Raw genomic sequence first — 12,203 nt, 5'->3', positions numbered from 1 at the left:
GCGTCAGCCCCACCGTTTAACGCCCGGTGGCCGGCGGAGGCGGCTATCTAGAGGACCGCCCCGTCCTCGTCAACCAGACTTTTCAGCCTTTTTCGAAGCCGTCCGGACCCGCCGGAAACCTCGAAAATCGGTCGACGCCCGATGTCACAAAAGACCGGCGAAACCTCAAGAAATCCAAAGACTTCCTCAAGCCCGCCCGGCGACTGCGCCACCAGGGAGGCGGCTATCTAGAGGGCCGCCCCGTCCTCGTCAACCGGACTTTTCAGTCCCTCTTCCGCAAGGCCCCGACACCGTCAGGACAAAGCGCAAAACCCCGCCACGGGAGATCTTGAAGATTGCTCCCGCAAGGGCCGTGGCGTTCGGTCGAAGGCATGGAACCTAATCAACACACCCCAACATGACAAGCCCAAAACACCCTCATTTCGCACAGATCCCGGGCGCCCCTTGCACCGGTTCGATGCAAGGGACTGCAGAGCTCCGCTCAGAGCTGGGCCAGCATGTAGTCCGCGGCCGACACCCTGAATTCCCCAGGCGCCTCGACGTTCAGTTCCTTCACGACACCGTCCTCGACGATCATCGAATAACGCTGGGAGCGCGTGCCCATGCCGAACTTCGAACCGTCCATCTCCAGGCCGACCGCCTTGGTGAAATCGCCATTGCCGTCGCCCAGCATCAGGATGTCCTCGCCGACGCCCTGGCTCTCGCCCCAGGCCTTCATGACGAAGGCGTCGTTCACCGAGAGGCAGGCGACCGTATCGACGCCCTTGGCCTTGAAGTCGGCCACACGCTCCTTGAAGCCGGGCAGGTGCCGGGCCGAGCAGGTCGGGGTGAAGGCGCCGGGCACCGCGAACAGGGCGACCTTCTTGCCCGCGAAGATCTCGTCGACCCCCATCGGCTTGGGCCCGTCGGGCGTCCCGGCCGAAAAGGTCGCGGCCGGCAGCTTGTCGCCAACTTTGATGGTCATGGTCATCTCTCCCTCAAAAGGTCGCCTCAGGACATAGCCCGCCCAGGCCAGGCTTCAACGGTCTTGTGTCGCGCAATGACTTGAAAGCGCCGCGATCAGCGTCACATTCGAGATATGCGAGACGGCGCATTCCTTACAGGCAAGATTCTGATCGCCATGCCGGGGATCGGCGATCCGCGATTCGAGCGGGCCCTGGTGCTCGTCTGCACGCACGACGAGGGCCACGCCATGGGGATTGCGGTCAACCGCCCCGTGGAAGGCCTCACCCTCCCGGACCTGCTGAGTCGCCTGGAGATCAGCACCACGACCGAACTGGCCCCCGACCTCGTGCTGCTGGGCGGCCCGGTGGATCGCGAGCGTGGCTTCGTCATCCATACCGACGACTACATGGCTGGGGAGCACAGCCTTCCGGTGAGCGAGGGCCTGGCGCTCACCGCGACGCGAGAGGTGCTCGAAGCCATGGCCGGATCGGATCGTCCGCCGCGCCGCGCCCTCCTCGCCCTCGGCTATTCCGGCTGGGGCGCGGGCCAGCTCGAGCACGAGATTCGCGAGAACGTCTGGCTGACCTGCGAGGCCGACGAGGAGCTCATTTTCGGCGCCGACCACGCATCCAAGTGGTCGAGGGCGCTGGCCAAGCTCGGCATAGACCCGAGCCTGCTGTCGTCGGCGGCCGGTCGGGCCTAGAACCCTAGCCCCGCGCCTTCACCGGGGCCGCGCCGTCCACGTAGCTTTCGTTGAGATACACCTCGGCCTCCTGCGGCGAGAGCGCCGGCGCGTAGCCGAAGCCCTGGCCGTAGTCGCAGCCCAGCGACAGCAGTTGGCGCGCCATCTGGGCGTTCTCGACCCCTTCGGCCACGACCTCGAGCGAGAGATCCTGGCCGAGCTTGACCACGGAGGAGACGATCTTGGCCGACCCCTCGTTGGTGGCCATGGTCCGCACGAAGTAACGGTCGATCTTCAGGGTGTCGAACGGCAGGCGGGTCAGGTAGCTCAGCGAGGAGAAGCCGGTCCCGAAGTCGTCCAGGGCGAGCGCGGCGCCCGCCTTGCGCAGGTTGCGCAGCACGACTGCGGCGCGATCCGGATCGCGCATCACGTCGCCTTCGGTGACTTCCAGCTTCAGCGCTCCAGGCGGCAGGCCGGTCTCCCGCCGGATCGCCAGGACGTCCGGAACCAGGTCCGGGCGGTCGATCTCGCCGGTGGAAAGATTCACCGCCACGGTCAGCTCGCCGGCCGCGTGGTGATCGCGTCGCCAGGTCGCCAGTTGCTGGGCGGCCTCGCGCATCATCATGGCGCCCAGCTCACTCATCAGCCCCATCTCTTCGCAGAGCGGCAGGAACTGGTCGGGCGTCAGCAGGCCGCGACGCGGATGGCGCCAACGCACCAGGGCCTCGAACCCGGACAACGCGCCCGTCGAAAGCCGGACGATGGGTTGGTAAAAGGGGACGATCTCGTTGCGGCCCATGGCCCCGCGTAGGTCGCTCTCCAGCGCCAGGCGCGAAAGGCCGTCGCTTTCCAGGCTGCGACCATAGGCGGCCGCGCCGCCGCGTCCGCCGCTCTTGGCCGCCTCCACCGCCAGTTCGGCGCGGCGCAGGAGTTCCGCCGCTTCCGGCGCGTCGGCCCCGCCCGCGGCCTCCACGGCGCCGATGGAGAGGGTCGGGTGGATGTCGAAGCCCGCGACCCGCAGGGGCTGTTCCAGGGCGTGTCGCAAGGTTTCCGCAGCCGAGGTCACGCTCGCCGGCGTCAGGACCGCAAATTCGTCCTCGCCGACCCGCGCAAGCAGGGCGTCGGGGGGGAACGCCGCGGCCAGGCGCGAACCAAGGGCCGCAAGCACCAGATCCGCGCGCTCGTGGCCCAGCGCTTCGTTCAGGCGCCGCAGTCGGTCGAGGTCGGCGACGACGAGTTCCTGCTGTCCTGGGCGCTGCAGCCGCTCCCTCGCACGGGCGACGAAGTTGCGCCGGTCGAGCAGGCCGGTGAGCGGATCCTGTTCGGAGGCGGCGAACTTTGTCTCGAGCCCGATGACGCCGGCCGCCCTGGGTCCCTCCTCCAGCCATACGCCACGCCAGATGCAGATCCCGCCGCCGCGCATGCGCAGGCGCACCGCGACCTCGGCGCCCGGCTCACGCAGGCGAAGTATGTCCTCGGCGAGCGCCCGATCGGGCGGCAGGGCCAGGGCGCGAATGGCGGCGGATGAACATTCCGGAGCCAGTGGGCCAAGGCCGAGCGCCCGGGTCGCGCCGGTCAGGCTCAGCCGGTCCTTTTCCGGCTCCCATAGCCAAAGTGCGACATCGGCGGCGCCGAGCGCCTCCAAGGTCGTAGTCTGGTCCCAGCTCCAACGATCGTTCGGCATGGTCTCAAGCGGTTCAGGCCAACGCGCCGCCGAGCGGTCCGGCCCACGACGGCCGAGCGCGCTAAACAGACACTCCCTCGTCCGGGCCCTCGTGCGTCCTCAAGGGAGACACAAGACCGAACAGGACATGATCTCGCCAGACGCCGTTAATTTTCAGATAAGCCTGAGCGAGCCCCTCTTCCCGAAACCCGGCGCGGTTGAGAAGTCGGCGGGAAGGCTCGTTGCTGGGGAGGCAGGCCGCCTCCAGGCGATGCAGGGCCAAGGTCCGGAACGAGAACACCGTCAGCGCGCGGACGGCCGCCAGGGTCTGGCCCTGACGGGCGAATGGCGAGCCGCACCAGTAGCCGACGGACCCTGTCTGTGCGACGCCGCGGCGAACGTTCGAAAGGGTGATCCCCCCGGTCAGGGCGTCGTCCTTGGCCCGGAAAACGAAGAACGGGAACGCCGTCCCGGCCTCGCGATCGCGCGCATAGGCGGTCAGCCTGCGTCGGAAGGCCGCACGGGTCAGATCGTCGGCCGGCCAGGTCGGCTCCCACGGCTGGAGGAAATCCCGCGACTGAGCACGCAGTTCACGCCACTCGGCGAAATCCGTCGCACGCGGCGGACGCAGGCGCACCCCGTCGCCCTCGATGCGAAGGCTGCTTTCCGGCGCAATCCAATCCAGCAGGGCCATGGGGGGAGACTCGCGGGCCAGACCTGGGTCGTCAAGCGCGCAAAGATCAGCGGGTCAGCGCGGCCTCGAACGCTTCGGCCGCCTTCAGCGCCGCCTTGGGTCCCAGAACGCTGGCCGCGGCCCGCCGCGGCGCCAGCATCCACTCGCCCAGCGCCATGATGTCGGCCGCGCTCACCGCGTCGATCTCGCCCGCCAGCTCGGCGGTCGGCAGGGTGCGATCGAACAGCAGCACCTGCGAGGCGGCCTGCTCGGTGCGCGACAGCGGCTGTTCCCGCGCCATGAACATCGAGGCCTTGAGCTGGGCCTTGGCGCGCGAGAGCTCGGAGGCTTCGATCCGCTCGGCCATGCCGCGGATCTCGCCGGCCGCGACCTTGGCCAGCTCGGCGGCGTCGCCCGCGGCGCATCCGGCGAAGACGCCCAGCACTCCGGTGTCGGCATAGGTTTCGGAATAGGCGTCCACCGCATAGGCCAGGCCCCGCTTCTCCCGGGCCTCCTGGAAGAGGCGGGAGGCCATGCCGCCCCCTAGAATCTCGGCGAATAGCCGGAGGGTGAAGTAGCGGTCGTCGCGCACGCCGACGGCGGGCAGCAGGAAGACCAGATTGGCCTGTTCCAGCGCCTTGGCGGCGACCCGCAAGCCGCCGACGAAGGCCGCCTCGTCGGGGGACGGCGCGCCCTCCCCCGCGGCCTGGCCGAAATCGCGCTCCGCCAGGGCGAGCAGTTCGTCCTCGTCCACGGCGCCCGACGCCGAGATGATGAGATTGGCCGGCGCGTAGAGCGTCGCCCGCCACTCGGACAGCGCCGCCGACGACGCCTTTCCGATGCTGGCGTCAGAACCGAGAATCGACCGACCCAGCGGCTGGGCGCCGAATGCGGCTTCCTGAGCCATCTCGAAGACGAGGTCGTCCGGGGTGTCTGCGGCCTCGGCGATCTCCTGGCCGACGACCTGGATCTCGCGGACCAGGTCGGCCCGATCCATGGTCGGCCGCTGGACGAGATCGGCCAGCACGGCCGAGCCGAGATCTAGGCCACCCTTCAGGGCGCGCACCTGGAAGCTCGTTCGCTCGTAGCCCGTGGCAGCGTTGATCTGGCCGCCCTCGGCCTCGACGACCTCGACGATGTCCTTCGCCGAACGCTGGCCGGCGCCCTTGAACACCATGTGTTCGAGAAGGTGGGACCAGCCCGACCGGGATTCGTCTTCCGACCGCGCCCCGCGTCCGGCGACGACCGACAGGGCGAGGGTCTCCAGGCCGTCGATGGGGTCGCAGACGACGCGAACCCCGTTGCTCAACTTGTGTATGGTGGGCAGTTGCTCAGCCTTCCGCAAAGGCCCGCACATAGGTCTTGATGGCCCCGGCGTCAGCGGGGAGTTCGTCGAATCGCTCCGATTTGTCGGCCAGGTGCGCGGCCGAACGCGGCATGACCGGCGTCTCGCCCGTCGCCGCTTCCACCGTTTCCGGGAACTTGGCGGCATGTGCGGTGGAGAGGACTACGATCGGGGCGGAGGTCACTGAGCGCGCGTGGTGCATGCCGGCCACGCCGACCGCGGTGTGCGGATCGATCAGTTCCCCGGTCTCCCGAAGCGTGGCGACGATGGTGCGGGTGGTCTCGACCTCGCTGATCGCGACGCCGGTGAAGGTTTCGCGCATCGTGCTCAGCGCCTGCGGCGGGATATCCAGCACGCCGGTTTCGGCGAAGGCGGCGAAGGCGCGGGCGGTCTCCAGGCCATCGCGGCGCACGCACTCGAAATAGAGCCGCTCGAAGTTCGAGGCCGACTGGATGTCCATGGCCGGCGACTGGGTCGGGGCGGTGACGCCGCGGACATAGCGGCCTTCGTCGAAGGCGCGGGCCAGGATGTCGTTGGAATTGGTGGCGATGATGATCCGCGCGATCGGCAGGCCCATCCGCTTGGCGACATAGCCCGCGAACCCGTCGCCGAAATTGCCCGAGGGCACGGCGAAGGCGACTTCCCGATGGGGCGCGCCAAGGGCGACCGCGGCGGTGAAGTAGTAGACGCACTGCGCGACGATCCGCGCGAAATTGATCGAGTTCACCGCCGAGAGACCGACCGCCTGCTTCAGCGACGCATCCGAGAGCGCGGTCTTGAGAATCGCCTGGCAATCGTCGAAGTCGCCGTCGACGGCCACGCAGCGGACATTGTCTTCCGTCGCCGTCGTCATGAACCTGCGTTGAACGGCAGAAATCCTGCCGTTCGGGAACATCACCACGATCTTGGTGTTGGGTCGTCCGCGGAAAGCCTCGACCGCCGCGCCGCCGGTATCGCCCGAGGTCGCGCAGAGGATCGTCTGGTTCCTGCGCTGGGCGCCGAGCACGTGATCCGAGAGCCGCGCCAAGAGTTGCATCGCCACGTCCTTGAAGGCGAGGCTGGGGCCGTGGAACAGTTCGGCCACGAAGCCGCCCGGACTGATCTGGCGCACGGGGACCACGGCAGCGTGGGTGAAGCTGGCATAGGCTTCGGCGCACATTTGCTCCAGGTCGTCGCGGGCGATCTCGTCACCGACGAACTTGGCGAGGATCTCGGCGGCCACCTCGGCATAGGGCCGGCCGGCGAATGCGGCGATCTCCGCGCGCGTGAAGCTCGGCCAGGCCTCGGGCACGTAGAGCCCGCCGTCCGGCGCAAGGCCCGAGAGAATCGCATCGATAAAGCCAACGGAGGGCGCTTCCCCCCGCGTGGAGACATACCGCATCAGGACTTCCATCTACGCCAGAGCATGGCGGCATAGACGCCGACCAGGGCGGCGGCAAGGCCGAACCAGGTGACGGCGTATTCGAGATGGCGGTTGGGAATGTCCGCCGGCAGGGGGGCCGGAACCAGGGCGGCCCAGCCGGGATTCGACGAGGTCTCCGCCATCAGGACGAACGGCGCCGGCGCGTCGGCCTGCAGCGCCTTGGCCATGGCCGGCACGTCGCGGACGTACCAGCGGTTGGCGGCCGGATCATTGGCGGGGCTGAAGAGGTTGCCGGCCTCGGGCCTGCGCAAGACGCCGACGACGTCTACCGCTCGCAGGTCCGAAACGTTCACCGCCGGGCGCGCCGACACGGTGTCGAGGATGAAGCCGCGGTCGACGAGCACGCTGCGATAGCGACCGCCCGCGACGCGACAGGCCGAAACCAGACGGACTCCCGCGTTTCCCTCGCGCACGGAGAAGAGCTCGACAAACGGCGCTGCGGCCAGGCCTGGGCACTCGAGCTGAACGCGGGTGAAGTCGAGATCAGCGCCCGCGCCCATGCGCTCAAGGGCGGCGAGGCCGGGCTGGGCTGGCGCGGCCTGCAAGGCGGCCACCCGGGCGAGCACGTCCTGCTTCCAGTGCAGGCGCTGCAGTTGCCAGGCGCCAAGACTGAGCAGGATGACCAGCGAAATCCCCACGGCGATCGTCAGGCCGATGGGGAAGCGGCCCGCCCGCTTAGTCATGGCGCGCTTCGGAAGCCTTGTTCGCAAACTGAGCCGCCAGCAGCACGCCCTTCAGGGGCCGGATCAGCCCGAGGCAGACAAACAGGGTCAGCGGAAGGAAGACGACGATGTGCACCCAGATCGGGGGCGAGAAAGCCAGCTCAGTAAAGAGCAGGGCGAAAGCGCAGAGGAAGCCCGCAATCAGGATCACGAAGACCGCGGGGCCATCTCCGGAGTCGGCCTTGGCAAGGTCATAGCCGCAATGACTGCAGACCGGGGCGACCTTGAGGAACCCTTCGAAAAGAGGCCCCTCTCCGCAATTCGGGCAACGGCCGCGCAGGCCCGCCAGGAACGGATTGGGGCTCTCCATAACGCGGCCTTAGTGACCCGCTCCGCCGAACACCACGTAGATGAACGCGAAGAGGAAAAGCCAGACGACGTCGACGAAGTGCCAGTACCAGGCGGCGGCTTCGAAACCGAAGTGCTTCTGGGGCGTGAAGCCGCCACGCAGCAGGCGCAGCAGGCAGACGGCCAGGAAGATGGTCCCGATCAGCACGTGGAAGCCGTGGAAGCCCGTCGCCATGAAGAAAGCCGAACCGTAGAGGCCCGAGTTCGCCTGCCCCTCGGCGCCGAAGAAGTAATTGTGCGAGAGGATGTGGTGATACTCGTAGGCCTGGACGCTGGTGAACAGCGCGCCGAGGGCGATGGTCAGGGCCAGGCCAATCTTCGCGCCCTTGCGGTCGCCTTGCTGCAGCGCGTGGTGCGCCCAGGTCACGGCGGTGCCGGAGAGAAGCAGAATCAGGGTGTTGACCAGCGGCAGGTTCCAGGCCGGGACCGTCTCGATCCCCGCCGGCGGCCAGGTGGCCCAGGCGGTGCGCACTTCCTCGATCGAGGACAGGGTGCGATGGCCGTGGAACAGGGCCATTTCGAAGAAGATCCAGAACCAGGCGACAAAGAACATCACCTCGGAGGCGATGAACATGATCATGCCGTAACGCAGGCCGATCGAGACGACCGGGGTGTGGTCGCCCGCCTTGGATTCCTTGATCACGTCCGACCACCAGCCGAACATGGTGTAGAGCACGCCAGCCAGACCGGCCGCGAACAGCCACGGGTTCGCCGGCATGCCGAACAGACCCTTCATCCAAGTCACGAGGCCGATCGCCATGACCGTCGCGGACATGGAGCCAACGAGCGGCCAAGGGCTGGGAGGCAGCAGGTGGTAATCGTGCTTGACTTCGCCGTGGGCCATTTCGGTCCTAACCCCTCTTAAGATCTCACAGACGCCCGCTCCTCTCTCGAACGGACGAATGACAACTTGCTTGACGCTATAGCCCTGCCTTGGGCTTCACGCCAAGCGTGGAAGATAGCTTTGCCGGATCAAGATCAGCCCGCTTTTCAACTGGCTGAGCCGTCACCGACGGAAAGAACGTGTAGGAGAGGGTGACTTCACCCTTCCCCTTGGTCTCGAAGTCCTCGGCGAACTTCGGATCGACAAAATAAACCACTGGAAATTCAACCGTCTGGCCGGGGCCGATGGTCTGGTCATCGAAACAGAAGCATTCCAGCTTCTGGAAGTAGGCGCCTGCCGATTCCGGAACGACGTTGTAGATCGCGCGGCCGGTCATCGCCTTGTCGCCGTTATTGGTGACCTTGAAGAAGGCAAGGCCGGTTTCGCCGATCTTCAACTGCTGTGAAACCTGCTCAGCGGTGAAGGTCCAGGGCAGTTCGCGGACGTTGGCGTCGAATCGGATCGTCAGCTTGCGACCGAGCACTTTGTCGGGAGCCGCGGCTGCCCGGCGCACGGTGCCGTCGAATCCCGTCACCTGGCAGAAGGCGCGGTAGAGCGGGATCGATGCAAACGACGCGCCGATCATGACCACGAAAGCGCCGGCGCAGATCAGCGCGACCTTCTTGTTGCGTCTCGTCTCGGAGTCTGCGGGCTTAGAAGGGGCGCTGTGCAACGTTCCCTCCTAGGCGCACGATCGTCACCACGAACACAATGATGACGAAAAGCACGAGCCCCAGCGCCAGGGCGATGTTGCGCCCGCGACGAGCGCGCGCTTCGGCTTTGGGATCGTGCTGCGGTTCGCTCAACTCAAGGCTCCGAAAGCAGGAAGATCAAAGACGTGCTCGGCCAGCAGGGTGGCGAACAGCAACGTCAGATACAGGATCGAGAACGCGAACAGATTGCGGGCGTCCTTTGAGCCCGCCTTGACGTCATAGAGGCCGTCGTCGTTGCGCTCGCCGGCTTTCTCGCCAGCACGGCTGCGGAAGACACGCCAGGCCAGGATGAGGAAGACCAGCCCGCCGAACCCGGCGACCGCGAGGTAGGTCAAGCCGCCAAGGCCCGTGAACGCGGGCGTGATGCAGATCGGAACGAACAGCAGGCTGTAGATCAGGATCTGCTTGCGGGTGGAGGCCGCGCCCGCCGTCACCGGCATCATCGGCACCCCGGCCTTCTGGTAGTCCTCGCTCGTGTAGAGGGAGAGCGCCCAGAAGTGCGGCGGCGTCCACATGAAGATGATGGCGCAAAGCAACCAGGCGTTCAGCGGCGTCGTGCCTGTCGCCGCGGCCCAGCCGATCACCGGCGGCAAGGCGCCCGCCAGGCCGCCGATGACGATGTTCTGGGGCGTCGAGCGCTTCAGCCACATCGTATAGACGACCGCGTAGAAGAAGATGGTGAAGGCGAGCAGTCCGGCCGCCAGCCAGTTGGCCGTCATGCCGAGCAGCATCACCGAAAAGAGGGACAGCACACCGCCCATGGCGAGGGCGTCGGCGCCCTGGACCTTGCCGGCGGGCACCGGACGTCCGCGGGTGCGGCGCATCTTCGCGTCGATGTCGGCGTCGTACCACATGTTGAACGCGGCCGAGGCGCCGGCCCCGACGGCGATACAGAATATGGCCACGGCCGCCAGGATCGGGTTCATCCCCGCGTCGGCGCAGATCAGGCCGGTGATCGCCGTGAAGATGACCAGCGACATGACGCGCGGCTTCAGTAGCTGGACGTAGTCCTGCCACCGCGGGGGCGCGCTGCTGCGAGACATGGCTGGCGACATGGTCATCAGGATACTCTCAAAACGATCAGAGGGCGCGCGCTGGAATGTCCCAGCCCGCGCCCCCCGATGGTTTCCGGCGAGCTGGACCTAGTGCAGGTCCGGCTTCACCACGGGCAGTTCGTTGAACTGGTGGAACGGCGGCGGCGAGGACAGGGTCCACTCCAGCGTCGTCGCACCTTCGCCCCACGGATTGGCCTCGGCCTTGCGGCGGAAGATCATCGCGTCGATCAGGACGACCAGGAAGATCCCCACACCGACCAGGGTCACGGCGTAGCCCATCGACGAGACGTGGTTCCAGAGGGTGAACGCCTCGGGATAGTCGATGTAGCGGCGCGGCATGCCTTGCAGGCCCAGGAAGTGCTGCGGGAAGAAGATCAGGTTCACGCCGATGAACATGACCCAGAAGTGCAGTTGGCCGAGCCACTCGCGGTATTTCACGCCGAACATCTTCTCGAACCAGTAGTAGAAGCCCGCGAAGATGGCGAAGACCGCGCCCAGCGACAGCACGTAGTGGAAGTGGGCGACCACGTAGTAGGTGTCGTGCAGGCTGTAGTCGATGCCGGCATTGGCCAGGACCACGCCGGTGACGCCGCCCACGGTGAAGAGGAAGATGAAGCCGATCGCCCAGAGCATCGGCGTCTTGAAGTCGATGGAGCCGCCCCACATCGTGGCGATCCAGGAGAAGATCTTCACGCCGGTCGGCACCGCGATGACCATCGTCGCCGCGACGAAGTAGGCGCGGAGATTGATGCTCATGCCCACCGTGTACATGTGGTGGGCCCACACGATGAAGCCGATGAAGCCGATGGCGACCATGGCGTAGGCCATGGCGAGATAGCCGAAGATGGGCTTGCGCGAGAAGGTCGAGATGATGTGGCTGATCACGCCGAAGCCCGGCAGGATCATGATGTAGACTTCCGGGTGACCGAAGAACCAGAACAGGTGCTGGTACATCACCGGGTCGCCGCCGCCGGCCGCATCGAAGAAGTGGGTGTTGAAGTTGCGGTCGGTGAGCAGCATCGTGATCGCGCCGGCCAGGACGGGCAGCGAGAGCAGCAGCAGGAAGGCGGTGATCAGCACGCCCCAGGCGAACAGCGGCATCCGGTGCAGGGTCATGCCCGGTGCGCGCATGTTGAAGATGGTCGTGATGAAGTTGATCGAACCGAGGATCGAGCTGGCGCCCGCGAGGTGAAGCGAGAGGATCGCCAGGTCCATCGACGGACCGGTGTGGCCGGAGGTGGAGAGCGGCGGATAGGCCGTCCAGCCGCCGCCGAAGCCGCGACCAGGACCACCGTCCACGAACATCGACAGGACCAGCAGGAGGAACGCGGCGACGACCAGCCAGAACGAAATGTTGTTCATCCGCGGGAAGGCCATGTCCGGCGCGCCGATCATCAGCGGCACGAACCAGTTGCCGAAGCCGCCCATGGTGGCCGGCATGACCACGAAGAACACCATGATCAGGGCGTGGGCCGTGACCACAGCGTTATAGCCATGCTTGGACGCGTCGATCAGCCCGGTCTGGGCGAGCCAGCTACCATCGCGGAAGATCTGGATGCCCGGCTCGGCGAGCTCCCAACGGATGAGGCCCGAAAGGGCCCCGCCGATGAGGCCCGTCATAATGGCGAACAACAGGTAGAGGGTGCCGATGTCCTTGTGGTTCGTGGAGAAGAACCAGCGAGCGATGAAGCCGGGCTTGTGTTCGGCTTCGTGGTGATCGTGAGCTGCGGCGTGTGCCATCTTACTCTGTC

13 protein-coding genes are annotated in these 12,203 nt (G+C 66.6%); 1 reads left to right on the top strand and 12 read right to left on the bottom strand.

The genetic code is table 11. From position 1 onward, the window contains the following. Positions 1 to 481: 481 nt before the first annotated feature. Positions 482 to 964 carry a peroxiredoxin gene (locus tag ABID41_RS11690; RefSeq protein WP_354297719.1) on the bottom strand — a complete coding sequence of 161 codons (483 nt, stop codon included), beginning with the start codon at positions 962 to 964 and terminating at the stop codon, positions 482 to 484. Between the two features lie 114 nt (positions 965 to 1,078). On the opposite strand from ABID41_RS11690, the gene ABID41_RS11685 reads away from it, so the two are divergent. Further along, positions 1,079 to 1,648, top strand: a complete 570-nt coding sequence (locus tag ABID41_RS11685) for a YqgE/AlgH family protein (RefSeq protein ID WP_331928479.1) — start codon at positions 1,079 to 1,081, stop codon at positions 1,646 to 1,648. A 4-nt stretch (positions 1,649 to 1,652) separates the two neighbouring features. Here the strand turns inward: ABID41_RS11685 and ABID41_RS11680 are convergent, their stop codons facing one another. The 11 genes from ABID41_RS11680 to ctaD all read right to left on the bottom strand — a co-directional run bounded on the left by ABID41_RS11680 (position 1,653) and on the right by ctaD (position 12,192). Next, positions 1,653 to 3,311, bottom strand: coding sequence for a putative bifunctional diguanylate cyclase/phosphodiesterase (locus tag ABID41_RS11680; RefSeq protein ID WP_331928481.1), 1,659 nt, complete (start codon positions 3,309 to 3,311; stop codon positions 1,653 to 1,655). A 61-nt stretch (positions 3,312 to 3,372) separates the two neighbouring features. Then, entirely contained in the window at positions 3,373 to 3,984 is a 612-nt protein-coding gene (locus tag ABID41_RS11675) for a GNAT family N-acetyltransferase (RefSeq protein WP_331928483.1), read from the bottom strand. 46 nt (positions 3,985 to 4,030) lie between these two features. Next, positions 4,031 to 5,320, bottom strand: a complete 1,290-nt coding sequence (locus ABID41_RS11670; protein WP_354297718.1) for a M16 family metallopeptidase — start codon at positions 5,318 to 5,320, stop codon at positions 4,031 to 4,033. After that, on the bottom strand, positions 5,295 to 6,689 hold the full coding sequence (thrC, locus tag ABID41_RS11665; RefSeq protein ID WP_354297717.1) for a threonine synthase: 1,395 nt from the start codon (positions 6,687 to 6,689) through the stop codon (positions 5,295 to 5,297). Before thrC ends, ABID41_RS11670 begins: the two co-directional genes overlap by 26 nt. Then, the gene (locus ABID41_RS11660) at positions 6,689 to 7,414 is read right to left on the bottom strand and encodes an SURF1 family protein (RefSeq protein WP_331928489.1); all 726 of its coding nucleotides are present in this window, start codon (positions 7,412 to 7,414) and stop codon (positions 6,689 to 6,691) included. Before ABID41_RS11660 ends, thrC begins: the two co-directional genes overlap by 1 nt. Further along, positions 7,407 to 7,763, bottom strand: a complete 357-nt coding sequence (locus ABID41_RS11655; protein WP_331928491.1) for a DUF983 domain-containing protein — start codon at positions 7,761 to 7,763, stop codon at positions 7,407 to 7,409. The genes ABID41_RS11660 and ABID41_RS11655 overlap by 8 nt, the downstream gene beginning before the upstream one ends. Positions 7,764 to 7,772: 9 nt before the next feature. Then, positions 7,773 to 8,645: a cytochrome c oxidase subunit 3 gene (locus tag ABID41_RS11650; RefSeq protein WP_331928493.1), complete on the bottom strand. Its 873-nt coding sequence runs from the start codon at positions 8,643 to 8,645 to the stop codon at positions 7,773 to 7,775. A gap of 76 nt (positions 8,646 to 8,721) precedes the next feature. Continuing rightward, positions 8,722 to 9,357 (bottom strand): cytochrome c oxidase assembly protein, encoded by a 636-nt coding sequence (locus tag ABID41_RS11645; RefSeq protein ID WP_354297716.1) that lies wholly within the window; start codon positions 9,355 to 9,357, stop codon positions 8,722 to 8,724. Then, on the bottom strand, positions 9,338 to 9,490 hold the full coding sequence (locus tag ABID41_RS11640) for a hypothetical protein (protein WP_331928497.1): 153 nt from the start codon (positions 9,488 to 9,490) through the stop codon (positions 9,338 to 9,340). Before ABID41_RS11640 ends, ABID41_RS11645 begins: the two co-directional genes overlap by 20 nt. Continuing rightward, the gene (cyoE, locus tag ABID41_RS11635) at positions 9,487 to 10,458 is read right to left on the bottom strand and encodes a heme o synthase (protein WP_331928499.1); all 972 of its coding nucleotides are present in this window, start codon (positions 10,456 to 10,458) and stop codon (positions 9,487 to 9,489) included. The genes ABID41_RS11640 and cyoE overlap by 4 nt, the downstream gene beginning before the upstream one ends. Positions 10,459 to 10,539: 81 nt before the next feature. Further along, positions 10,540 to 12,192: a cytochrome c oxidase subunit I gene (gene ctaD / locus ABID41_RS11630; protein WP_354297715.1), complete on the bottom strand. Its 1,653-nt coding sequence runs from the start codon at positions 12,190 to 12,192 to the stop codon at positions 10,540 to 10,542. Between the last annotated feature and the right edge of the window lie 11 nt (positions 12,193 to 12,203).

This window comes from Phenylobacterium koreense, assembly GCF_040545335.1.
Lineage (GTDB): Bacteria > Pseudomonadota > Alphaproteobacteria > Caulobacterales > Caulobacteraceae > Phenylobacterium > Phenylobacterium koreense.
Note: the sequence above shows the minus strand (reverse complement) of the source record. Positions and strands in the feature narration are given on the sequence as shown.

Coding starts and splice junctions, on each gene's coding strand:
- ABID41_RS11670 (WP_354297718.1), bottom strand. CDS start 5,320: ATGTGCGGGCCTTTGCGGAAGGCTGAGCAACTGCCCACCATACACAAG.
- ABID41_RS11660 (WP_331928489.1), bottom strand. CDS start 7,414: ATGACTAAGCGGGCGGGCCGCTTCCCCATCGGCCTGACGATCGCCGTG.
- ABID41_RS11680 (WP_331928481.1), bottom strand. CDS start 3,311: ATGCCGAACGATCGTTGGAGCTGGGACCAGACTACGACCTTGGAGGCG.
- thrC (WP_354297717.1), bottom strand. CDS start 6,689: ATGCGGTATGTCTCCACGCGGGGGGAAGCGCCCTCCGTTGGCTTTATC.
- ABID41_RS11655 (WP_331928491.1), bottom strand. CDS start 7,763: ATGGAGAGCCCCAATCCGTTCCTGGCGGGCCTGCGCGGCCGTTGCCCG.
- ABID41_RS11690 (WP_354297719.1), bottom strand. CDS start 964: ATGACCATCAAAGTTGGCGACAAGCTGCCGGCCGCGACCTTTTCGGCC.
- ABID41_RS11675 (WP_331928483.1), bottom strand. CDS start 3,984: ATGGCCCTGCTGGATTGGATTGCGCCGGAAAGCAGCCTTCGCATCGAG.
- cyoE (WP_331928499.1), bottom strand. CDS start 10,458: ATGACCATGTCGCCAGCCATGTCTCGCAGCAGCGCGCCCCCGCGGTGG.
- ctaD (WP_354297715.1), bottom strand. CDS start 12,192: ATGGCACACGCCGCAGCTCACGATCACCACGAAGCCGAACACAAGCCC.
- ABID41_RS11685 (WP_331928479.1), top strand. CDS start 1,079: ATGCGAGACGGCGCATTCCTTACAGGCAAGATTCTGATCGCCATGCCG.
- ABID41_RS11650 (WP_331928493.1), bottom strand. CDS start 8,645: ATGGCCCACGGCGAAGTCAAGCACGATTACCACCTGCTGCCTCCCAGC.